The following is a 23442-nucleotide window of genomic DNA, read 5'->3' as shown; positions in this document are numbered from 1 at the left end:
AAGCCGGTATCGGGAACGAATCAAGCGTCTCAGAGTTTGTTGACCAGTCGCAGCAGCATCACATGCACCCGGCCTCAAAACCCGGCCCCTCACACTGTCGAAATCAAATGCTTGAGATCGGCACACGCGCCGAAAACTGCGGCACTCAGCCGAGGTCCGATCACCGCATACATAGAACCGACATGCGCCGTGCGTGCGCGGTGTCTGGAGCTTTTTCCTGCAGGCGAGTACGGCGGCGCTTCGTTGTAAGCCAATCCCGTCAGATCACGGGGCCAGATCCGCGGGCGTGTCGACGTCGCGCAGGATGCCCGCGTCATCCGACTCAATGCGGACGAGCTTGGTGGGGTCGATCAGCCGCCGCGCGCCCTCGTCGCCGTCAAGCAATGTCAGCCCTGCGAAGAAGTCGGCGCCGAAGCCAATGGGGTGACCCCGCTGCCCGGCGTGAAAGGGCGCAACGCAAGCGTGCGAGTCGAGTGCGTTGGCAACTTGAGTGATCGTCTCGGGCGCAATCCACGGCATGTCGGCCAGGGCGATGACCCAGCCGCCGGCTTGCGGGCGCGCGGCCACACCGGCTGCCAGGCTGGCGCCCATGCCACGAGCGGCATCGGCACACCGCAGGACTTCGCAGCCTGCTTCGCCCAAGAGCGCGGCCAATTGATCGACCTGCGCGCCATGCGTGGCAGCGGCGGGCACCACTGCCACCACGTCACCCAATGCCTGCTTCAAGTGGCGGGCGGCCTGGACCGCAACGGGGGTGCCGTCGGGCAGCAAGGCAAGCAGCTTGTTGGCCACGCCCGCCGCATCAAACCGGCAGCCGCGGCCTGCGGCCAGCAACACGCCAACAACAGGCCGCTGCTGCATCAGGCCACCTCGGTCTTGAGCGTGACTTCCACGTTGTTACGCGTGGCGTTCGAATACGGGCACACCTGATGCGCCTGGGCCACCAGTTTCTCGGCATCGGCTTGCGACAGACCGCTGATCCGTGCGGTCAGGCCCACCTTCAGACCGAAACCGCCCTCCTCGCGCGTACCGATACCCACATCGCAGTGGATCTCGATGTTGCTCGGATTGAGCTTGAGCATGCTCTTCGCAACGAAGTCGCACGCCGAGCCAAAGCACGCGGCATAGCCGGCGGCAAACAGGTCTTCGGGCGTGGTGGTGTTGGGCTTGCCGGGGCCGCCCATGGCCTTGGGCACCGACAAGTCGTGCGAGACCTGGCCGTCTTCGGTCTGCGTGTGGCCGTTGCGGCCGCCTGTGGCCTTGGCGTGGGCGGTGTACAGGATATTCAATGCCATGACATGCTCCTCCGGAGGGTGAACAACGCAATCGCGGACGCAAGAATCAGTCCGCAAAACTCGATGGATAGGGCTGCAAGAATAAGAAAGCCGGCACACATGACTGCATGCCGGCTTCGATCACATCACGCGACGATGACACTCACACCGTATCGAACGGCAGCTTGCGCTGACGCTTGCCGGTCAGGGTGAACAACGCGTTGGCTACCGCCGGTGCAATCGGCGGCGTGCCGGGCTCGCCCAGGCCGGTCGGGTTGTCTTCCGACGGCACGAAGAACACGTTCACCAGCGGCGCGTCGGGCATGCGCACGGGCGGGAAATCGGTGAAGTTGCTGTTCTTGGTGGCGCCGTTCTCGATGTCGATGGCAAAGCCGGGTTGAATCATCGCCAGACCGAACACGCAGGCACCCTGGATCTGCGCTTCCGCGCCCATCGGGTTGACGACACGGTTGGCATGCACACCGGCCGTGACGCGATGCACGCGCGGCTTGCCCTGGTCGACCGACACCTCAACCACATACGCCACCACCGATTCGAACGACGCATGCACCGCCACGCCCCAGGCCTGGCCCTTGGGCAGTTTGCGCTTGCCGTAGCCGGACTTGTCGACAGCGAGCTGCAGTGCCGCACGATGGCGTTCGTGCTCCTTGCCGGTAAAGCGCGCGAGGCGGAAAGCGACCGGATCCTGCTTGGCCGCATGCGCAACCTCGTCGACCATCGTTTCCATCACGTAGGCCGTATGCGTGTGGCCCACGGAACGCCACCACAGCACCGGCACGTTCACGTCCGGATGGTGCACCGTCAGTTGCAGCGGGAAGCCGTAGTCGTTTTCAACCACGCCCTCGACCATCGTTTCGTCCACACCGTTCTTGACCATGAAAGCCTCGAACGGCGTGCCCTTGAGGATCGACTGACCGACGATCACGTGGTCCCAGCCGACGACCTTGCCGCTGCTGTCCACGCCCACGTTGACGCGGTGCAGATGCATCGGGCGGTAGTAGCCGCCGCGGATGTCGTCTTCGCGGCTCCAGATCACCTTGATGGGGCCGTTGTGCCCGGCTGCCGCATAGGCCTTGGCCACGTTGGCCGCTTCCACTACGTAGTCCGACGTGGTGATCGCGCGCCGGCCAAAACCGCCACCCGCCATCATCGTGTTCAGCTCGATCTTCTCGGGCGATACGCCGAGCACCTTGGCGATCGCTCCTTGGTCGATGGTCTGGAACTGCGAGCCGACCCACACCTTCGCCCCCGTGGTCTTGCCACCGTCTTTCTGCAGATCGATCGTGCAGTTCAGCGGCTCCATTGGCGCGTGCGCGAGGTACGGGAACTCGTAATCGGCCTGGATGCGCGTGGCGGCAGACTGGATTGCGCTCATGTCGGCAGCCTTGGCCACCGTGCCGGGCTGGCCGGCGAGCTTCTTGTACTCGGCCATCAGCGCGGGTGTAGACACCGTCGAGCCGGCGTCTTCCCACGTGACTTGCAGCGCGTCACGGCCCTGCTTGGCGGGCCAGTAGCCGTCGGCGATAACGGCAACGCCCGCGCCGCCACGATCGGTCGGGATCTGCAGCACATCGACCACGCCCTTCACCGCCTTGGCCGCAGCCGCGTCGTACTTGGCCACCTTACCGCCAAAGCGCGGCGGGCGAGCAAGCACGGCCACCTTCATGTTGGGCAGGCGCGTGTCGAGGCCAAACTTGAGCGAGCTGTCGAGCTTCGCACGTGCATCCAGACGTGGCGTCGGCTTGCCGACAATGCGGAACTGCGACGGGTTCTTCAGCGTGACCTGCGCAGGCACGGGCTGCGCCATCGCCGCCTGGGCCAGTTCGCCATACGTGGCGCGGTGGCTGCCCGACGTGACCACGCCATTGGCGGTGCGGCATGTCGACGGATCGACCTTCCAGCGCTCCGCCGCCGCCGAGATCAACATGGCACGCGCCCGGCCGCCCAACTCGCGGTACTGCTGAAACGAGTGGTTCAGCGCGGTCGAACCGCCCGTCATCTGGATACCGAAGCCCGGGTCCTTGTACGGATCGCCCGCAGGCGCCAACATGCCGCGCACGTTGCGCCAATCCACGTCGAGTTCTTCGGCCAGCGCCATCGGCAATGCCGTGTGCACGCCCTGACCGAATTCCAGCCGATTCACCGCCACGGTGACAGTGTTGTCCGGCGCAATGATGATGAACGCCTGGGGCGGCGATGGCGGCTTGGCCTTGGCGTCCTGCGCGCCGGCCAGCATCGGCGCCACACCCAGCGCCAGGCCGCTGCCGGCCAGCGTCGTGAGTTTCAGAAAGCTGCGGCGATCAAGCGTTGCCGTACCAGCATCCGCAGACGCCGGTTGATGTTGCGCGCCGCCACCGGCCAGCGCTTCAAGATTTCGAATACGCATCGTGAATTCTCCGGTGGGGTTCAGGCCAGCGATTTCGCTGCGTCGTGAATGGCCGCGCGAATGCGTTGGTACGTCGCGCAGCGGCACAGGTTACCGGCCATCGCGCTATCGATATCGGCGTCGGTCGGCTTCTTCTTGGTGCGCAGCAAACCCACCGCGCTCATCATCTGGCCGCTCTGGCAGTAGCCGCATTGCGCCACATCGTGTTTGACCCACGCATCGAGCACCGCCTTGCCGACCTTGTCATCGGCGATGTGTTCGGACGTGGTGATCTGTTGGCCGGCCACCGCAGAGATCGGCAGCACGCAACTGCGCGTGGGCTGACCGTTCAGGTGCACCGTGCAGGCGCCGCACGAAGCGACACCACAACCGAATTTCGTGCCAGTCAGACCGAGGTTGTCGCGCAACGCCCAGAGCAGCGGCGTCGACGGATCAGCATCAACTTCCACCGGTTTGCCGTTGATGTTCAACGTGACCATTGGGGGATTCTCCTTGTGGGGCGTGAAGGGGTCTTGCCGTTATAGACCCTTTGATATAGCGGGCTGTCGGCATGGACGGGGTGTATTAAAGCAGGTTCGGATAGGTTCTGCTGGCGCCCACGTCACATGGTTTCTGGCGGGCAGCACACGTTTTCGTTGCCTCTGGACCTGGTGTTTCATCTGCCCCGAAAAAACCGTCCGGAATCCGCCCAGCCAACTTGACAACACCCCGCCGTCACCATCACTATCGCCAAATGCACTCTCAGCAGACCACCCTCCGTACCGCTCCTGCCCGCACCCTCTCGTGCGTGCGCGGTCTGCTATCCGCTTCTCTACTACGCGTGTAAGCGCGTAGATCTCTCTTTCCCCCTCGTTCCGGTATTTGATCGGTCCGTGCCTTAACTGGTGACGGGCCTTGTGTGTGGCGCAATCTGTGCGCCAAATCGTTGGAGCCTCTCATGCCTGCCTCGATCCCGCTTTCGCTACGACTACCGATCGGTTGCCAGACCACGCGCCCGTGGCTGTCTGGCCGCCACATCCCGAACCCGATTCCGGCCACCCCGGACGCCGCCCCCGCGGCTGTCCCCGTTGTACGAAACCGATCTCGATCTCACCGGACGCACACACCATGTTGAAGAACCCCAGCACCAAATACCGCCCCTTCCCCGCCATCGCCCTCGCCGATCGCACCTGGCCCAACAAGACCATCACCCGTGCACCTATTTGGATGAGCACGGATTTGCGCGATGGCAACCAGGCCCTGTTCGAGCCCATGAACGCCGAGCGCAAGATGCGCATGTTCAAGATGCTCGTGCAGATTGGCTTCCAGGAAATCGAAGCCGCTTTCCCCGCTGCATCCCAAACCGATTTTGATTTTGTGCGCGAGCTGATCGAGGGTGGACACATCCCCGACGGCGTGGCCATCGAAGTGCTCACGCAGGCGCGCGAAGACCTCATCCGCCGCACGATGGAATCACTTCGCGGCGCCAAGCGCGCGATCATCCACGTCTACAACGCAACGGCACCGGTGTTCCGCCGCACGGTGTTCAACACTGACCGCGAGGGCGTCAAGCGCATTGCCGTGCAAAGCGCCAAGCTGATCCGCGAGATCGCGGAAACGATGCCCGAGACGCAGTGGACGTATCAATACAGCCCCGAAGTCTTCAGCGGCACCGAACTGGATTTCGCGCTGGAGGTTTGCAACGCGGTGACCGAGGTTTGGGAGCCGACGCCCGAGCACAAGATCATCTTCAACCTGCCGGCCACGGTGGAGATGGCCACACCAAACATCTACGCCGACCAGATCGAATGGATGCACCGCAACCTGGCGCGCCGCGATTCAATCATCCTGTCCGTGCATCCGCACAACGACCGCGGCACGGCCGTGGCTGCGGCTGAACTGGCCGTGATGGCCGGCGCCGATCGCGTGGAAGGTTGCCTGTTCGGCAACGGCGAGCGCACCGGCAACGTGGATCTCGTCACGCTTGCGTTGAACCTGTACTCGCAGGGCGTTGATCCGGAGTTGGATTTCTCGCACGTCAATGACGTGGCACGGACCTGCGAAGACTGCACGCAACTGCCGGTGCATCCTCGCCATCCGTACGTGGGCGACCTGGTGTTCACGGCGTTCTCGGGTTCGCACCAGGATGCAATCAAGAAAGGCTTTGCGGTGCAGAAGCCCGATGCGCTGTGGGAAATGCCCTACTTGCCAATCGACCCGGCCGACGTGGGCCGCACGTATGACTCGATCATTCGCGTGAACAGCCAGTCGGGCAAAGGCGGCATCGCCTATTTGCTGGAATCCGGCTATGGCGTTGCCATGCCGCGCCGCCTGCAGGTGGAATTCAGCAGCACCGTGCAACAGCTGACCGATGAAAGCGGCCGCGAAGCCACGGGCGCCGACATCTGGGCACTGTTCCAGCAGACCTATCTGCGCGGCGATGGCGCGATCGGCTACGTATCGCACCGCCTGACCGAGCGCGACGACGGCAGCCAGCACATCCGCCTGGTGGTGAACATTGCTGACCGCGAGCACATCTGCGAAGGCACCGGCAACGGGCCACTGGATGCGCTGGTGCATGCGCTGTCGCACGTGCTGGCGGCACCCGTGTCGATCCATCACTACGAGGAACGTGCGCTGGGTCAGGGCGCCAACGCCGATGCCATCGCATTTGCTGAAATGGCCGCGCCGGGCATGGCGGGCAGCGTATTCGGCGTGGGCGTGGATGCCAACCTGACAACGGCGTCGATCCGGGCCGTCGTGGGGGGCGTGAATCGCCTGATCGCACGGGCGGGTAACGGCATGCTGCGCAGCGGCAAGAGCGAGGCGGAAGCGGTGTAACGCACAAGTCTGGCTCACGCAGTGGAGCGCGAGTTGCTAAATTGGAGAGATGGGTTTCGGGCGGCGCCCGGGCTCATCCTTTCCCAAGCGCGCGCGCGTGCACATCCACTGCCACAGGAGAACCGACATGACCACTCGTCCGACCGCGAAAGAGAATGCCAAGCGATTTGCCAGTGTGATCCAGGCGCTGCAGGCATGCGAGGCCGCTTGCACTCATTGCGCGACGGAATCCGGCAAGAATGGCCACGCCGAAGCCATGGCGCGCTGCATCGGCGTGTGCACGGATTGCGCGGAATACTGCGCTCTCACGCGCAAATTCCTCGAGCGCAATAGCGAATTCGCAGAACTGCTGCTGGAAGACTGCGCCGAGATCTGTTCTCAGTGCGCCGAAGAATGCGATCATCACGGCCAGGGCCATTGCAGCGCCTGTGCAACTGCCTGCCGCGCCTGCCTGGACGCCTGCCTGAAAGTCGCCGGCGTTGAAGCCGTGACCGCTGAGCCGACTGTTTTCTGATTCTTTTTTCAACGCGTATGAAAATTGGCGAACTCGCCCAGCGCACGGGCATCAGCATCGAGACCATCCGCTTCTATGAAGCGCAGGGCTTGCTGCCCCCGCCGGCACGGGCCGCCAACAATTACCGCGTCTACACGCCTGAGCATGTCGAGCTGCTGGCCTTCATTGCGAAGTGCCGGTCGCTCGATATGGCGCACACCGAAATCCGCCGGCTGCTTGAGTTGCAGGCCAACCCGCAGGCGTCGTGCGAAGAGATTAATAACCTACTGGACGAACACCTGCGTCACGTTGAAGCGCGCATCGCCGAGCTGACCGATCTCAAAGGCCAGATCGAGGCGATCGGGCAACGCTGCACGACGGCGGCTTCGGTGGCTGAGTGCGGCGTGCTGCAATCGCTGCACGAAGAGCCTGTTGCCGGCAATCATCACGGCCACAGCCATGAACATGGCGAGGGCGAACACGCGTATCGGCATATTCGCGGCGTGCATCGCTGAGCTGTCTTTCTCCATGCCGGGCACATCACTTTGACGTGCGCTTTGACGTGCGATACTCGCCGCATTTCACGACACGTGGGTGAGGCGGATGAAGACGAAACCGGCTGCAGCAGCACGATTCCAGCATCGACAACGTGTGGCATGCGCGGCGCTTGGCGCGATTGCGTCTGCCGCGGCCGTCACGGCGCAGGCAGCGACGCCTTCGCGCATCACCGATGTCACGTTGTATCCGGATAGCGCCACGGTCGTGCGCACGGCCACTGTGGCTGCGGGCGCCCGCAGCGTAGAGCTGGCCTGCCTGCCCATGACGTTCGACGCCGACAGTCTGCGCGTGGAAGGCGACAGCAGCATCCGCGTTGGGGATGTGCGCGTGGAAAGCGTTCCCAGCGAAGGCAGCGGCTGCGCCAGAACGGCACTCGACACACAAATCCGCGCACTGGAAGACCAGCGCGCCGCGCTTGGCGTGCAGATCCAGGCGAATGCGCTGTCGGCCAGCTACCTGAAGGCTGTGAGCGAACGCACGGGCGGCGATGGCCGCGCGCCGGCCACCGATTTTTCCACGCTCGGCCGCGCGACCGACGCGCTGGCCCGCAACGCGCAAGACGTCTTTACCCGCCAGGAACAACTGAAGAAGCGCGATGCTGAACTGAAGGCGCAGCTTGACGCGCTGCAACGCACGCACGGCTCGGCGTCCAGCACGCTGCGCACGGTGCGCATTGCCGTAGCGGCACCGCGCGGCGGTGAATTACGCGTCAGCTATCAGACCTCGCGTGCGGGCTGGCGGCCGGCATATCAGGCAAGCGTGGACTCGGTGCGTTCGAACGTTGTCATCGAGCGGCAGGCCACGCTTGCGCAGTCCACCGGCGAGGACTGGCGCGGCGTGCATCTGCGCCTGTCGACCGGCCAGCCGCGCAACACGCCACGCGGGCCGGAGCCGTATGCGTGGCAATTGGATATTCAGCCGCCGCCGCAGGCGATGCCCTACCCCGCCGCGCCTGCAGCGGCGATGGCGCCAGCACCCAAGGCCAGATTCGGCCGGAACAATGAGCAACGTGAGGCAGACAGCGAGCCGCTATTCGAAGTGAACGCCGTCCAGACCGCGTTTGCCACGGAGTTCGACGTGCAAGGCGCCACTGAGCTGCCCTCCGACGCCCAGAAGGTCACGCTCACGTTGGCGAGCGAAACGCTGCCCGCAAAGCTTGCGGCGCGCAGCACGCCGCGCATGGACGCCACCGCCTACCTGGTCGCCACCGTGGACCGCCCGCAAGGCATCTGGCCCGCCGGCAACATGCAGTTGCGCCGCGATGGCGCGGTAGTTGGCAGCACACAGTGGAATCCGGCAGGCGAAGACCAGAAGGTCACGCTGCCCTTTGGCCGCGACGATCTTGTGAGCGTGGTGGTGGAAACGCCCAAGACCTTCCAACGCAGCGTGGGCCTGCTCGACAACCGCAACGAGCGCCAGCTGGCGGCGCTGTACACGGTGCGCAACCGCCACCGTGACGCGATCGACGTGCAGATCCTGGAAGCCACGCCGGTCAGCCAGTCCGACGACATCAAGGTGCGCTCCACTTTCTCGCCGGAACCCGCCAAGCGCAACTGGGAACGCCGCCCCGGCGTGATCGCGTGGGAGCAGACGATCCCGGCCGGCGAAAGCGCGCGCTTTTCTGCCGACTACCAGATCACCTACCCGAAAGACGCGCGCATCACCGGCTTGCGCTGATCGCGTTGCCCCGCGCGCGCCGGCAACTCAAGCGCGCGTGCGCATCACGCGCAGGCCGTTGAACACCACCAGCAGGCTCGCGCCCACGTCGGCGAAGATCGCCATCCACAACGTGGCGTCGCCCATCACGGCCAGCGCCAGAAACACCGCCTTGATGCCCAGCGCCAGCACAATGTTCTGACGCAGCACGGCCACCGTGCGACGGCTGATGCGGATGAAGCTGGCGAGCTTGCGCGGGTCGTCGTCCATGATGGCCACGTCGGCCGCTTCCAGCGCGGTGGCGGTACCGGCGGCGCCCATGGCGAAACCGATATCGGCCCGCGCAAGTGCGGGGGCATCGTTGATGCCATCGCCCACCATGCCGACGAAGCCGTGCTGTGCGGCAAGCTCACCCACCACGCGTTGCTTGTCAGTGGGGAGCTGCTCTGCGTGCACGTTGTCGATGCCGACCGTCTTGGCGATGGCCTGTGCAGCGCGGCGGTCATCGCCGGTGAGCATGACGGGCGTCACGTCCAGCGCGCGCAATGCGGCGATGGCCTCGGCGCTTTCGGCACGCTCGCGGTCACGCACGCCGAACAGCGCCACGACACCGTTCGCGTCGCACAGCGTGACGGCGGACATGCCCTCCGCTTGCAGCGACTCGGCAGCAGCACGCCAGGCGGACGTGTCGAAGCCACGCTCTGCGACGAGCGCCGCGTTGCCAAGATGCCAGCGCACACCATTGAGCGTGCCCGCCACGCCACGACCCGGCAGCACAGACAGGTCTTCCACTGAATTCGCATCGACCGCGCCGTGCGCCGCAGCGGCCTGCACGATGGCCACGGCAATCGGGTGCGTGGTGTTGGCATCGAGCGCCGCTGCCACTGCCAGCGCATGCAGCTGTGTCGCGTCGGTCGCGGCGTTCAGATCCGCGACGGCGCGGCGTGCGCCGTCGGGCAACTTCACCGCGTCGAGCACCGGGCGACCTGCGGTGAGCGTGCCGGTCTTGTCCAGCGCGAGCGCACGCAGGCGCCGCCCGCTTTCCAGATACACGCCGCCCTTGACGACGATGCCGCGGCGTGCGGCGGCGGCCAGACCGCTGACGACCGTCACCGGCGTGGAGATCACCAGCGCGCACGGGCAGGCGATCACCAGCAGCACGAGCGCGCGATAGGTCCAAGCCAGCCAACCGTCGGCCGTGACGAGCGGGCCGATGACGGCCACCGCCAACGCCAGCAACATCATCGCGGGCGTGTAGATGGAAGAGAACTTATCGACAAAGCGCTGCGTGGGCGCGCGCTGCGATTGCGCTTGCTGGATAGCCCCCGCGATACGCGCCAGCGTGCTGTCCGCGGCCAGCGCCGTGGCTTGCGCCTCGACCACGCCGTCGGTGACGATCGTGCCGGCGAGGATCCTGTCTCCAACGGCTTTTTCCACCGGCAGGCTTTCGCCGGTGACGGGCGATTCGTCCAGCGCCGCGCGGCCGCTCACGATGCGGGCGTCGACCGGCACGCGGCTGCCGGTGCGCACACGCAGGCGCGCGCCGACGGCAACACTGTCGACCGCCACATCGCGCCAATCGCCTGCGCCATCGGCCAACTCTGCGGTGTCCGGCGCGATGGCCGTCAGGGCGCGCACGGCATCGCGGGCCCGCACCAGCGCGCGGGCTTCGATGGCTTCTGCCACGGCAAACAGGAAGATCACCATGGCCGCTTCAGCCCACTTGCCGATCAGCAGCGCGCCGACGACGGCCACCGCCATCAGGAAGTTGATGTTGAACGTGAGCGCGCGCACGGCAATCCAGCCCTTGCGCAGCGTCGGCCCGCCGGCCAATGCAATGGAGGCTAACGCCAAGGCCAGCACCGGCCACGCATGATCGCCAAGCGACCAGGCGATGGCTTCAGCGCCGAACGCGGCCACGCCTCCAATACCCAGCAGCCACGTGCGGCGCGAGATATGGGACGGCTCCGCAGGGGCTGCGGCCAGGCGATCGCGCTGTTCAAGCACCTCGCCGTCCATGCCGATGGCGCGCAGCGCCTCCAGGAAGGGCGCCACATCGTCAACGGTGTGGTGGATGGTGAGATGACGCTCCAGCAAGTTGAAATCCAGCGCGACAACGCCATCCGCGTTGCCCAGCTTGGCGCGGATCATGCGCTCTTCGGTCGGGCAATCCATCTGCTCGATACGCACGACGGTGCGGCCGGTGGCGGCTGCGCGCGCTTCGGCATCGACGGGAGCAGCGGCTTCGGGCGCGTGGCCGTGATCATGATCGTCGTGATCGTGATGGTCGTGGCCATGATCATGCGCAGGTTGGGCGGCGTCCCTTGCGACCGGTTGCGCATGACCGCAGCAACCGCCGCAACCGGAAGCTTCCGGCTTGGCGTGGTCGTGGACAGGCAGGATGGAGGCGAGATCGGGTTTCATGCCTCCATTCAAAACCCTGAAGAAGCTTCAGGGTCAAGCCCCGCATCCCGCTGATTTCAGATGAGGTCTTTCGTCCACTTGGTGACGATCGCGCGGGCTTCTGGCCAGTCACCGAGGCCCGATTCGGCATTGATATGGCCGCGCGCGCCTAGGTTGACGGGCTCCGCACCCCACGTTTCGGCTTGGCTGTGGCTCCAGGCGGCGTCGCTGAATGGATCGTCGGTGCTGAAAACGAGCACAGCGGGAAACGGCAAACGCTGCTGCGGAATGGGGCGGAAGTCGGCCACCTCGAATGGCATGTCGGCGCGATCGAGCTGTGGCGGTGCCACCAGCAAGGCCCCGCGCACCCGCACGGCACGCGCCGACGTGGCCGCCCAATGTGCCGTCAGCACGCAGCCGAGGCTGTGCGCCACCAAAACGACATCGCCGGGCGCTGCGCTGACTTCGGCTTCCAGCGCGGCCACCCAATCCGCCCGCTTGGGGACAAACCAGTCGCGCTGTTCAACACGGCGATCGCCATGCAGGCGTTCCCAGCGCGATTGCCAATGCTCAGGGCCGGAGTTCTGCCAGCCGGGCAGGATCAGGACGGTCGGGGTAGCGCTCACGAGGGCTCCGGCGTTGGATGGTTGGATTGGGATGCGAGACATTCTGCCGCGATTTGGCGGGCGGCGTCGGCACCACTCATCCACAAATCCGCACAATCGATCCAAATATTCTGTTTCACAGGCAGATCACCAACTTCTACAGTCGCTCCTAAATCCCGCCAACAGGGATTCCGAATCCTAGGGTCCATCGACCCCTCACTCGGAGGAGACCATGCTCGCACTGCTCGGGCTACTGACCATCGTTGCGCTGTTTGTCGTAATCCTGACCAAACGCATGTCGCCGCTGGTCGCGCTCATCGCCATTCCCGTCATCGCCGCGCTTGTGGGCGGCTTCGGGCTCAACACCAGCAAGTTCATCATCGGCGGCATCAAAGACGTCGCGCCTGTGGCGGGGATGTTCATCTTCGCCATCCTGTACTTCGGCATCGTCACCGACGCCGGCATGCTCGACCCGATCATCGATCGCATCCTGCGCACCGTGGGCAGCCGCCCGCCGCGCATCGTGGTGGGCTCGGCGCTGCTTGCGCTGCTCATTCACCTGGATGGCTCGGGCGCGGTGGCGTTTCTGATCACCATTCCCGCCATGCTGCCGCTGTACGACCGGCTCGGCATGGACCGCCGCATCCTCGCGTGCGTAACGTCGATGGCGTGCGGCGTGAACTTCCTGCCGTGGACCGGGCCGATGATCCGCGCATCCGCATCGCTGCATATGCCCGTCACGGACATCTTCAACCCGCTGATCCCGGTGCAGATTGCGGGGCTCATCTTCGTGTTTGCCTGCGCATGGCTGCTGGGCAAGCGTGAAGAAAGACGGCTGGGCCTAGCCAACCACGCCGGCGGCGCGCAAGTCGTTGCGCGCCCGCTGTCAGACGCGGAACAAGCGCTGCGTCGCCCCCGCAATTTCTGGATCAACCTCATCCTCACCGTTGTGGTGATGGGCGTGATGGTGAGCGGCAAGGTCGACCCGGTGGTGATGTTCATGCTCGGCGTGGTGGCCGCGCTGCTGATCAACTACCCGAACGTCGATCAGCAACGCCAGCGGGTGGACGCCCACGCCAAGGCCGCGTTGATGATGGCGAGCATTCTGCTGGCCGCCGGCGTGTTCACCGGCATCATGAGCAAGTCCGGCATGCTCACCGCGATGGCGAAGACGGCGGTCGACTTCATTCCGCCCGGGATGGCGCACCACATTCCGGTGGTGCTGGGCGTGCTGTCGATGCCGCTGTCGCTGCTGTTCGATCCGGATTCGTTCTACTTCGGTGTGCTGCCCGTCGTGGCCGAAGCATCGAAGATGCTGGGCGTTGCGCCCGTGCATGTGGCACAGGCGGCCGTCCTCGGCCAAATGACCACCGGCTTCCCGGTCAGCCCGCTCACTCCTGCGACCTTTCTCGTGGTCGGCCTGTGCGGTATCGAACTGGCAGACCACCAGAAATTCTCGATCCCCTTCCTGTTCGGTGCCTCGCTGCTGATGACCGCAGTGGCCGTGGTACTGGGCGTGCTTCCGTGGTGATGGTGATGGCATGAAGACCGAGTTGAAAACACTGCGCATCGGCGGCGGCGCCGGTTATTCGGGCGACCGCATCGAACCGGCGCTGGAACTGGCGGAGCACGGCGACATCGATGTGCTGATGTTTGAGTGCCTGGCCGAGCGCACCATCGCGCTCGCGCAGCAGGTGCGCCGCAAAGACCCATCGCACGGCTACGACCCGCTGCTCGAAGCGCGCATGCGCACCGTGCTGCCCGCCTGCGCGGCACGCGGCATCCGCATCGTCACCAACATGGGCGCGGCCAACCCGCAGGCGGCTGCCGAGCGTACGCGCGACATCGCCCGCGAGCTGGGCCTCAAGCTGCGCGTGGCGGCTGTGACCGGCGACGATGTGTTCGACTTGCTGCAAACCCGCGGCCAGGATTTCACGCTGATGGATGGCGGCGCGCCAGTCGCATCGCTGCAGGCAAGTATGGTGTCGGCCAATGCGTACCTCGGCGCGCAGGGCATTGTCGATGCGCTGGCGCAAGGTGCGGACGTCGTCATCACCGGGCGCGTGGCCGATCCGGCGCTCGCGCTCGGGCCGCTCATCCACACCTTTGGATGGCGCATGGACGACTGGCATCGCCTTGGTTGCGGCACGCTCGCCGGGCATCTGCTCGAATGCGCGGGGCAAATCACCGGCGGCTACTTTGCCGACCCCGGCATCAAGGACGTGCCCGATCTCGCACGTCTGGGCTTCCCCATTGGCGAAGTCGGTGAAGACGGCTCGGTGCTCATCACCAAGGTCGCCACGGCCGGCGGGCTTGTCACCGAAGCCACGTGCAAGGAGCAGTTGCTGTACGAGATCCATGACCCTGCGCGGTACCTCACGCCTGACGTGGTGGCGGACTTCTCCAACGTGCGCATGCGCGGCAGCGGCAAAGACCGCGTCGTCATTGAAGGCGCCACGGGCACCCCGCGCACGGGCCAGTTGAAGGTGTCGATCGGCTATCTCGACAGCTACATCGGCGAAGGCCAGATCAGCTATGCCGGCCCGAACGCGGTCGCCCGCGGCAAGCTGGCGCTCGACATCGTGCGCGAGCGATTGGCGCTCACCGGCGTGCAGATGACGGAAACGCGCTTCGAGCTGATCGGCGTGGATGCTCTGCACGGCGCAGCCCTTTCCCGCACCGACGCCGAACCGTACGAAGTGCGCGTGCGCGTGGCCGCGCGCACCGAGTCGATGGCCGAAGCCGTGCGCATCGGCAACGAAGTGGAAACCCTGCTGACGTGCGGCCCGTCCGGCGGCGGCGGCGCGACCAAGAGCGCGCGCGAGATCATCGCCGTGGCATCGACGTTGATTCCCGCTGAACTCGCCCCGCACGCCGTGCACATTCTGGAGAGCTGACATGCCCCGCACCCTCCGCGACCTCGCCCACACCCGCGCCGGCGACAAGGGCGACATCTCGTGCATCTCCGTCATCGCGCTTCGTCCGGAATGCGCGGAAGACTTCGCCATGCTTGAACAGCACGTCACAGCCGAGCGCGTGCGCGCGCATTTCGCTGAACTCGTTCGCGGCGATGTCGAGCGCTACGTGCTGCCGCAGCTTGGCGCGCTCAACTTCGTGCTCCACGGGGCCCTGGCCGGCGGCGTAACGCGATCCCTGGCGCTGGATGCGCATGGCAAGTCGCTCGCAAGCGCCCTGCTCACGCTGGAGATTCCAGGCTAAGCTGGCGGACCACGCCCGGCATCGCCATGAACCTCTCCGTCAAGCAGCTCCGCGCCTTTGCCGCGCTGCGCGAGCACAAGAACTTCACGCAGGCGGCACAGACGTGCCACTTGTCGCAATCGGCCTTCAGCGCGCTGATCCAGAACCTGGAGGCTGATGCCGGCGTGCGCCTGTTCGACCGCAACACGCGCCATGTTGAACTGACCCCCGAGGGCGAAGCTTTTGCCGAATCGGCGCTGCGCCTGCTGGCCGATTTCGAGGCGACGTTCTCGGAGCTGCGCGATCGCGCCGCCGCACGCACGGGGCGCGTGACGGTGGCCGCCTTGCCGTCGATCGCGGCGGGCATTCTGCCGGGCGTGCTGGCCGCGTTCTCTGCCCAGCATCCGGGCATTCAACTGGCGCTGCACGATCAACTCTCGGACCCGTGCATCGACATGGTCCGGCGCGGCGCGGCGGACTTCGCCATCGCGGCCATGGGCGCCGACATGGCAGGGCTGGCCGCACAACCGTTCTGCACCGACGACTTCCACCTCGTCTGTCACCAGGATCACCCGCTGGCGCGCAAGCAGGCGCTGGCCGTGGGCGATCTCGTCGATACGCCGTTCATCCACCTCGCGCGCAACACGAGCATCCGGCAATACCTCGATGCGGCGTTGCACCCGACCAAGCTGCGCAGCGGCATGGAAGTCGAACACCTTGCCACGGCGGCCGCGCTGGTGGCGGCCAACCTGGGCATCACCGTCATTCCCGCGCTGGCGCTGTTCCAGTTCCGTTTGCCGGAGCTGGTGGTGCGGCCGTTGCCGCTGCCGGGGCTCGTGCGCACGCTGTATGTCATCCGGCGCGACGGGCGTAGCCTGTCGGTGGCGGCGCAAGGGCTGCTGGACCTGCTGCTGGCGCACCCCGCGCGCGCGACGGCTTCCGTTTGACGCGGCGCAACCCGGGCACATCCGGGTGCAGCATCGCCCACCTGCGCTGCTACAGTGAGGCATTCCATTCCGATTCTGCGGAGCGCCCCATGCATCAACGCATTCTTGCCGCTTTCGACGGCACCCATGAAGCCCACCTGGCGGTGGAAGAAGCCGCCGCCCTTGCCCGTGCATTCAACGGCCGGGTCCGGGTCGTGTGGGCGATCGGCTCGCCGAGCATGCCGGAGTCGCGCGAAATCTACAGCATCGACAAATTGCGCGAAGAGGCACACCGGACGGCCAGCGCATCGCTGGTCGAATTGCAACGCCTGTTCGACGCTGACGGCACCGCTGCTGAAACCGGCGTGCTGATGCTCGACTCCACCGACGACGACATCGGCCACGCGCTCGAGCACGAGGCCGAGCGCTGGCAGGCCGACACCATCGTGGTGGGCTCGCACGGCAAGCACGGGCTCGCGCGCCTTTTGCTGGGCAGCGTGGCCGAGCGCACGGCGCGCCTGTCGCACCGCACCGTCATCGTGGTACGTGCCCAGCACCCGGACCATGATGCCGGCTGATCTCGTCTGAAGTCGAATAGCCCCACTATGCAACTTGTTGCATAGAAAAAGACGGCTGTGCTATGTTGCATCCCACGTTGATGCAATCCGTTGCACTTTCTGCTCAGGAGCCAGCATGCCGCAGCCGATTCCCCAGACATTGAACGCCCCCGCGCAAGCCACGCTCGAGGCCTGGCATGCCATGCTCGACAGCGGCAACATGGACGATCTCGACCGGCTGTTTGCCGACGAAGTGGTCTTCCGCTCACCCGTGGCGCATACGCCTTACCCGGGCCGCACGGCGACCACGCTGGTGCTGCGCACCGTCAACACTGTCTTCGAAGACTTCAAATACCACCGCAGCTTCGCCACCGACGATGGCGCCAGCGTGGTGCTGGAATTCAGCGCCAACGTGAGCGGCAAGGCCCTGAAGGGCATCGACATGGTGCGCTTCAACGCTGAAGGCAAGATCGTCGAGTTCGAAGTCATGGTCCGCCCGGCCACTGGTTTGCAGGCACTCGGCGCGGCCATGGGCGCCAAGCTGGGCGACAAGATCGGCCTGCTCAAGGCCGGCGCCTGAACGCCTTTCCCTGATTAAGACCTCAATTCCATACCAAGACCAACGGAGACTGCCATGTCGCTGCCCCCGATCCTGCAAAACCGCCTGTCCGTGCCCGTGGTGGGCTCGCCGCTGTTCATCATTTCCAACCCCGACCTCGTGATCGCGCAGTGCAAGGCGGGCGTGGTTGGCTCGTTTCCGGCGCTCAATGCGCGACCGGCCGAGCTGCTGGAAACCTGGCTGCAGCGCATCACCACGGAGCTGGCCGAATACGACGCGCAGCACCCCGACAAGCCGTCAGCACCGTTTGCCGTTAACCAGATCGTGCACAAATCGAACGACCGTCTGGAGCACGACCTGGAACTGTGCGTGAAGTACAAGGTGCCCATCGTCATCACCTCGCTGGGTGCGCGTGAAGATGTGAACCAGGCGGTGCACAGCTACGGCGGCATCGTGCTGCACGATGTCATCAACAATAAATTTGCCAAGAAGGCGATCGAGAAAGGCGCGGATGGCCTGATCGCCGTGGCGGCGGGCGCGGGTGGCCATGCGGGCACCACCTCGCCGTTTGCGTTGATCCATGAAATTCGCGAATGGTTTGACGGCCCGCTGCTGCTGTCGGGCGCCATCGCCAATGGCAATGCGATCCTGGCAGCATTGGCTGCTGGTGCAGACCTGGCCTACGTCGGATCTGCGTTCATCGCTACCGAAGAAGCCAACGCGATCGAGGGCTACAAGCAAGCGATCGTGGAAAGCACCGCCAGCGATATCGTCTACACGAACCTGTTCACCGGCGTGCACGGCAACTACCTGCGCAAGAGCATCGAAGGCGCCGGCCTGGACCCGGACGCGCTGCCGGAATCGGACCCGAGCAAGATGAACTTCGGCTCGGGCGGCGGTGCCAAGGCCAAGGCATGGAAGGACATCTGGGGCGCCGGTCAGGGCGTGGGCGCGGTCAAGCGCGTGGTACCGGCGGCAGAACTCGTCAAGCGCTTTGCCGAAGAGTTCGAGGTGGCACGCCGTCGCCTGAACAACATCGAAGCGCTGCGCGCTCCGGCGGGTGACAAAGCGACGGTGTAAGCGGCCAGGCCCTTAGATCAACAGGCCATCAGGCCGTCACAGAGGCTGGCTCCAGCAACGGCAGCACATCGTCTGCCCACGCGAGCCAGCCTTCTTCGTAAACGATGCCGCGCTGAAGCACTGCGTGCTGCAACCGCTGCGCACGTGTGAGATCAGACCGCGAGAAATCGCGCTTCTCGATCTCGCGGAAGGTGTTCAGGCGCGTGCGGTGCTGCTCGATCAGGCGCTGCATCTCGTCGGCAAAACCGAGCGGGCCGATCACCGCCTCGGCGCGCAGCTTCACCAGCACTTCCTCTCGGTTGTCCGACGACACGGTCGGCTCCAGTACCCAGCGGGCGAGTTCGGCCTGGCCTGGCGGCAGCACGGTGTACGTCTTCTTGCGGCTGTCTTCCTCTTCTTCCACGCTCACCCAGCCGGCTTCGGCCATGCGGCCAAGCTCACGGTAGATCTGCTGATGCGTGGCGCTCCAGAAATAGCCCATCGATTTGTCAAAGCGTCGAGCAAGCTCGTAGCCCGACGAGGGCTTTTCCAGCAAGGATGTCAGCAGTGCGTGTTGGATGGACATGGTCGATTTTTTATGTAAGCCGTTGATTCTAAATGCAGATCGCTGCCCAGGTGCAAGATTTTTTCCGGCAGAAACAAGGCTTTCGTGGCAATAGGATCAAGCACTTGCCATGGCATTTTGAACAGTAATAGAAACCCGGAGACTCACATTCTCCAGTAGAAGTGGCGACTCAATTCGGAGCCCATCCGGGACGCCAGAGTCGACGGGGAAGGAGTCTCGACGCTTCCCGGCGCCGTCGCGAAGAAAGCAAATCCTTGATGCAGATCAAGTAAACCGGACATCCCTTCTCAGGTTTCCCCGCATCAGTCCGATTGGACAAACGGTGCAAAACAAAAATAAGAGTTGCGGCACTGCGCGCGATATCGCGATGCCCAATCTCTCGAACGCCAGTTCAACGCCCTGAATTACGCCCTTCGCAAAACGGAGGCGTTTGCAGTGCGAGCAGTCGTGAACTGGTTTTACACATCGCCACCATTTCGCACGAACGGCCTAGCTCGTCGGCATCAGGTGCCAACAGGGGACACGGTAAGGCCCGCCACGGGTGAAGCCGTATGAGAAAACGAACTACGCATGACCCAGCCTACCCTTAAGCTCCAAGCCGCCTTTTTTGCCACCATCATTGTGGCCGTGCTGCTCGCTGGCTTCTTCATCAGCCAAAAGAACAAATTTCGCGGGGAAATCCAGGCACTGGTCGGGGAGCATCAGCAAGCGCTGGTGAAGGACGTTGCCGCCGACCTGCGCCAGCGGTTGGACGAGTATCTCGATCTTGTGCAACGCACCGCCGGACAGACGCACTCCGTTCAATTTCGCTCGCCTGAAGACGTTCGGCGCTACTTCCAATCGATCGCGCCCGTGGCCGGTCTGTTCGATAGCGTTTTCCTTGTCGGCATGGATGGCAAGGTCAGTGCCATTTCTCCGCATGCGCAACGGGTGATCGGGTTAGACGTCCATGACCGGGACTATTTCAAGCAGGTCGTCGTCGTGGGTCAGCCCACGATATCGGCACCGCTGCGAAACCGCATCGGAGGGGCGCCAAACATCGTGTTGGCTGCGCCCGTCTTTGACGAGACTGGCCATATGGCCGGCGTCTTCTGCGCCTCCCTGGGCCTCCTGCGTCCGAACTTCCTGGGCGACATGCGCAACGCGCGCATCGGCACAAACGGCTACCTATTCGTCGTGCAACGCGGTAACGACCCGGTGTTCGTCATTCACCCGGATGACACCAAGCTGCTGGCCAACACCAATACAGACCCCACAATTGCTCGCGCCCTGGCCGGCCGGCCCTTAGACGAAACGGAGCCCATGGTCAGCATGGAAAACGTCATCGCTGTCGGGTGGACGGTTGGCTCGGTCATTCCGCGGGACGAAGTCGATGCACCGTTTGCGGCCATGCGGCACAGGTTTGGTTGGGCTGCGTTCTTTCTCATCATGCTGGTGGCCTGCTCTGTGTGGGGTGCGATGCATCTGCTGCTGCGCCCGCTGGGACGTCTGCATAAGGCCCTGCGCAATCCGGATCGCGATGAATGGAGCCGTTTGACCAAGCTCGATATTGGCCCCGCATCGCCTGAAATCGAATCCATTGTCGGCAACCTGCGCGCGCTCATGGGAGAGGTCGTGCGGCAGCGTGCGGAACTCGAAGCGGTAAACGACGCATCCCCGCTCGGCTTCTTCAGAACCCGAAACGATGGCCAGACGACCTACATCAACGAGGCGTACTGCCGAATTCTTGGCCTATCGAAGGAAGCCGCGCTTGCGAATCAGTGGCGCGAACGGCTCGCCCCAGAAGACAGGCAACGCGCAGAGCACGCGTGGGATACGGCAAGAGAGAACCGGATCGTCTTCCGAGACAATCAGCGCATCTGCATACCGGGCGAGCCGGAACGGGAGATCTCGGTCACAGCGGCGCCGGTCGTCGTCGACGGAAAAGCGCGCGGATATGTCGGCGTGGTCGAAGACATCACACAACGTGTTCGAGCGGAACAGTCGATTACCGCCCTGATGTCGGTTCTTGAAGCCACCCCGGACTTCATTGCCCAAACAGACCGCGATGGCAAGCTGACCTACATTAATCCCGCCGGGCGCGCATTCGCCGGACTGCCTGCCGACAAGGCAATCAGCGAGACAACCATTGCCGATTATCACCCGCCAGAAACTGTCCGGACGCTGAGAGAGGTCGCCGTGCCGGCCGCCCTGCGGTCTGGCGTCTGGATGGGCGAAACGCTCGCGTACAACGCCAAGCGCGAAGCCGTGCCCGTGGCCCACACCGTCATCGTCCATCGCGACGCGACCGGTCGGCTGGACCACTACTCGGCAATCATGCGCGACATCAGCCAAGAAAGAGCCGCCAAGGAGGTTGTGGAACGCAACGCTGAAACCTTGCGAACAGTGACGGACGCCATGCCAGGCGAGGTGTGCTTTGTGGGAGCAGACGGCCGATATGAATTTGCCAATACGTCCTACGCCCGAAAGGTGGAAATGCCGCGCTCCAAACTCATCGGCAAAACCGTTCCGGAAGTCTTTGGCATCGCCGCATATGAGCGGTTGCGCGAACCGCTCGAAAGGGCGCTAGCAGGCAGTCCTCAACGGTTCGAGCGAGAAGAGCGCACCGGTGGGTCGCTCGCCTACAAGGAAGTGCAGTACGTTCCCCAGTTCCGGCCCGACGGTTCCGTCATTGGCGTGCACGTCCTGATCACGGACATCACTGCCCGCAAAGAGAAGGAGCTCCGCCTGAAGTCTTTGTCAGAAACCGACCATCTTACGGGCTTGCTCAATCGTGCTGGTTTCGAAGACCAGCTGGCAAAGGCCGTCTCCTCTGACAACCGCCGTGAGCTCGGCGCCCTGCTGCTGATCGACTTGGACGGCTTCAAACGCGTCAACGATACCTATGGTCACGCCACTGGCGATGAGGTGCTTCGTAGCTTTGCAGACCGGCTGCGCACCGTCATGCGCCCGACGGACTTCGTTGCCCGCTTTGGCGGCGACGAGTTTGCCGTCATCGTCGGCCCCGTCAATGACGACACGTTGCATCGACTGGCCGCCCGCCTCATCTCCGTCGGCGCCAGGCCGTACAAGTTTGGCGAGGTGGTCATCGAGCTCGGTTGCAGCATCGGCGTCTCTCGCCTACGTCACAACGTCGACCGCGCTGCAGTTGTCGCCGCTGCAGACGATGCGCTATATCGCGCCAAAAAGCTGGGCAAAGGCCGCTACGAATTTGCTGACGACGTCGCTGGCGAAGTACTCGACCCCGGCTCCGCCACGCCCGCGTAGCCGCCACGCAGCTGGCGCTACCGCAGACCCGATCCGACCGATTCGATCTGCGAACTTTACAGAGCCTCCAGTGGACGCTTTACGCACCAATTCGCCACCGCTGGTTTGATGCCGAACTCGCGTGTTTTTGCGCTCTGCGAAGACGTTGCGTTTCAGTCGGCAGCCTGCGTCGACATGAAATCTTGGGCGGCCTTCACCAGCCATGTCCGCAGGGCTTGCAGCGGCGGATAGTCGGCACGGCTCGTGGGCCAGGCGAGGTAGTAACGCTCGGCGCTCTCCATCTCGGGCACATGCGGCAACGCCCGCACGAGGTCGCCTTGCTGCAGCTCGTGGGTGATCAGAAAACGCGGCAGTAACGCCACGCCCAAGCCAGCAACCGCCGCTTGCGCGGCCATGGCAAATTGGTCGAACAGCATGCCCTGGGGTTCTGCCCCCGTCACCTGATGGCTGGCCAGCCAGCGCGGCCAGGCATCGGGGCGCGAGGCCAGGTGCAACAGCGGCGCATGCAGCAGATCGCGCGGCTGCGCAAAGTCGTACCGCGCCAGCAATGCCGGGCTGCAGGCAGGCACGACGGTTTCGCTCATCAGCAAGGCCAGTTCCGCCCCCGGCCAATGCGGCGTACCGAAATGGATGGCCGCGTCCACCGCTTCCAGTTGAAAGTCGAACTGCGACAGCCGCGTCGTCAGATTGATAGTGATGCCGGGGTTCGCGTCAAAAAACGCCGGCAGGCGCGGCGCCAGCCAGCGGGTGCCGAACGTCGGCAGGATGGCCAGATTCAAGCTGCCGCCTTGCGGATTGGCTCGAAACCCGACCGTGGCGCTGGAGATGCGCACCAACGCGCCGCGGATTTCCTCCGCATACGCCTGGCCCGCCGCACTTAGCCGTACGGTCTGGCGTTCACGCACGAACAGCTCAGCACCCAGGCGATCTTCCAGCGCGCGGATCTGGCGACTGACGGCACTTTGCGTCAGATGCAGTTCAGCAGCGGCCGCCGTGAAGCTCTGGTGGCGCGCGGCGGCCTCGAACGCGCATAGCAGGGACATCGGCGGCAGAAAGCGGCGGGACAGGAACATG

General features: G+C 64.5%; 20 protein-coding genes. 12 read left to right on the top strand and 8 right to left on the bottom strand.

The genetic code is table 11. From position 1 onward, the window contains the following. Positions 1 to 264: 264 nt before the first annotated feature. The 4 genes from BM136_RS06230 to BM136_RS06215 form a co-directional block, all read right to left on the bottom strand. On the bottom strand, positions 265 to 861 hold the full coding sequence (locus BM136_RS06230; RefSeq protein WP_092971034.1) for a nucleotidyltransferase family protein: 597 nt from the start codon (positions 859 to 861) through the stop codon (positions 265 to 267). Continuing rightward, positions 861 to 1295, bottom strand: coding sequence for an organic hydroperoxide resistance protein (locus BM136_RS06225; RefSeq protein WP_092971033.1), 435 nt, complete (start codon positions 1293 to 1295; stop codon positions 861 to 863). Before BM136_RS06225 ends, BM136_RS06230 begins: the two co-directional genes overlap by 1 nt. A 142-nt stretch (positions 1296 to 1437) precedes the next feature. Further along, on the bottom strand, positions 1438 to 3681 hold the full coding sequence (locus tag BM136_RS06220; protein WP_092971032.1) for a xanthine dehydrogenase family protein molybdopterin-binding subunit: 2244 nt from the start codon (positions 3679 to 3681) through the stop codon (positions 1438 to 1440). 20 nt (positions 3682 to 3701) lie between these two features. After that, positions 3702 to 4160, bottom strand: coding sequence for a (2Fe-2S)-binding protein (locus tag BM136_RS06215; protein WP_004631388.1), 459 nt, complete (start codon positions 4158 to 4160; stop codon positions 3702 to 3704). A gap of 628 nt (positions 4161 to 4788) precedes the next feature. Here BM136_RS06215 and leuA point away from each other — a divergent pair. From leuA to BM136_RS06195, 4 genes are all read left to right on the top strand, one after another. Next, positions 4789 to 6501, top strand: a complete 1713-nt coding sequence (gene leuA, locus BM136_RS06210) for a 2-isopropylmalate synthase (RefSeq protein ID WP_092971031.1) — start codon at positions 4789 to 4791, stop codon at positions 6499 to 6501. A gap of 127 nt (positions 6502 to 6628) precedes the next feature. Further along, a complete protein-coding gene (locus BM136_RS06205) occupies positions 6629 to 7015 on the top strand; it encodes a four-helix bundle copper-binding protein (RefSeq protein ID WP_092971030.1) in 387 nt (128 codons plus the stop codon). Between the two features lie 17 nt (positions 7016 to 7032). After that, positions 7033 to 7509: a Cd(II)/Pb(II)-responsive transcriptional regulator gene (cadR, locus tag BM136_RS06200; RefSeq protein ID WP_092971029.1), complete on the top strand. Its 477-nt coding sequence runs from the start codon at positions 7033 to 7035 to the stop codon at positions 7507 to 7509. An 88-nt stretch (positions 7510 to 7597) separates the two neighbouring features. Next, a complete protein-coding gene (locus tag BM136_RS06195) occupies positions 7598 to 9229 on the top strand; it encodes a DUF4139 domain-containing protein (RefSeq protein ID WP_254775621.1) in 1632 nt (543 codons plus the stop codon). 27 nt (positions 9230 to 9256) lie between these two features. Here BM136_RS06195 and BM136_RS06190 read toward each other — a convergent pair whose 3' ends face one another. Both BM136_RS06190 and BM136_RS06185 read right to left on the bottom strand, forming a co-directional pair. Next, positions 9257 to 11632 (bottom strand): heavy metal translocating P-type ATPase, encoded by a 2376-nt coding sequence (locus BM136_RS06190; RefSeq protein WP_092971028.1) that lies wholly within the window; start codon positions 11630 to 11632, stop codon positions 9257 to 9259. Positions 11633 to 11688: 56 nt separating this feature from the next. Next, the gene (locus BM136_RS06185) at positions 11689 to 12237 is read right to left on the bottom strand and encodes an RBBP9/YdeN family alpha/beta hydrolase (RefSeq protein ID WP_092971027.1); all 549 of its coding nucleotides are present in this window, start codon (positions 12235 to 12237) and stop codon (positions 11689 to 11691) included. Between the two features lie 211 nt (positions 12238 to 12448). On the opposite strand from BM136_RS06185, the gene BM136_RS06180 reads away from it, so the two are divergent. From BM136_RS06180 to BM136_RS06150, 7 genes are all read left to right on the top strand, one after another. After that, positions 12449 to 13747, top strand: a complete 1299-nt coding sequence (locus BM136_RS06180) for a CitMHS family transporter (protein ID WP_092971026.1) — start codon at positions 12449 to 12451, stop codon at positions 13745 to 13747. Positions 13748 to 13757: 10 nt separating this feature from the next. Next, positions 13758 to 15113 (top strand): acyclic terpene utilization AtuA family protein, encoded by a 1356-nt coding sequence (locus BM136_RS06175; RefSeq protein WP_092971025.1) that lies wholly within the window; start codon positions 13758 to 13760, stop codon positions 15111 to 15113. Position 15114: 1 nt separating this feature from the next. After that, complete coding sequence (locus BM136_RS06170) at positions 15115 to 15435, top strand: AtuA-related protein (RefSeq protein ID WP_092971024.1); 321 nt, start codon at positions 15115 to 15117, stop codon at positions 15433 to 15435. A 26-nt stretch (positions 15436 to 15461) separates the two neighbouring features. Then, entirely contained in the window at positions 15462 to 16361 is a 900-nt protein-coding gene (locus BM136_RS06165) for a LysR family transcriptional regulator (protein WP_092971023.1), read from the top strand. Positions 16362 to 16450: 89 nt separating this feature from the next. Further along, entirely contained in the window at positions 16451 to 16918 is a 468-nt protein-coding gene (locus BM136_RS06160) for a universal stress protein (RefSeq protein ID WP_092971022.1), read from the top strand. 115 nt (positions 16919 to 17033) lie between these two features. Further along, complete coding sequence (locus BM136_RS06155; RefSeq protein ID WP_092971021.1) at positions 17034 to 17477, top strand: nuclear transport factor 2 family protein; 444 nt, start codon at positions 17034 to 17036, stop codon at positions 17475 to 17477. Positions 17478 to 17531: 54 nt separating this feature from the next. Then, a complete protein-coding gene (locus BM136_RS06150; RefSeq protein WP_092971020.1) occupies positions 17532 to 18536 on the top strand; it encodes an NAD(P)H-dependent flavin oxidoreductase in 1005 nt (334 codons plus the stop codon). Between the two features lie 28 nt (positions 18537 to 18564). Here the strand turns inward: BM136_RS06150 and BM136_RS06145 are convergent, their stop codons facing one another. After that, positions 18565 to 19101, bottom strand: a complete 537-nt coding sequence (locus BM136_RS06145; RefSeq protein ID WP_092971019.1) for a PadR family transcriptional regulator — start codon at positions 19099 to 19101, stop codon at positions 18565 to 18567. 570 nt (positions 19102 to 19671) lie between these two features. On the opposite strand from BM136_RS06145, the gene BM136_RS06140 reads away from it, so the two are divergent. Then, complete coding sequence (locus BM136_RS06140) at positions 19672 to 22368, top strand: PAS domain-containing protein (protein WP_092971018.1); 2697 nt, start codon at positions 19672 to 19674, stop codon at positions 22366 to 22368. Positions 22369 to 22520: 152 nt separating this feature from the next. Here BM136_RS06140 and gcvA read toward each other — a convergent pair whose 3' ends face one another. Next, positions 22521 to 23441: a transcriptional regulator GcvA gene (gcvA, locus tag BM136_RS06135; protein ID WP_092971017.1), complete on the bottom strand. Its 921-nt coding sequence runs from the start codon at positions 23439 to 23441 to the stop codon at positions 22521 to 22523. Between the last annotated feature and the right edge of the window lies 1 nt (position 23442).

The sequence above is a fragment of the Ralstonia sp. NFACC01 genome, assembly GCF_900115545.1.
GTDB lineage: Bacteria > Pseudomonadota > Gammaproteobacteria > Burkholderiales > Burkholderiaceae > Ralstonia > Ralstonia mojiangensis.
Note: the sequence above shows the minus strand (reverse complement) of the source record. Positions and strands in the feature narration are given on the sequence as shown.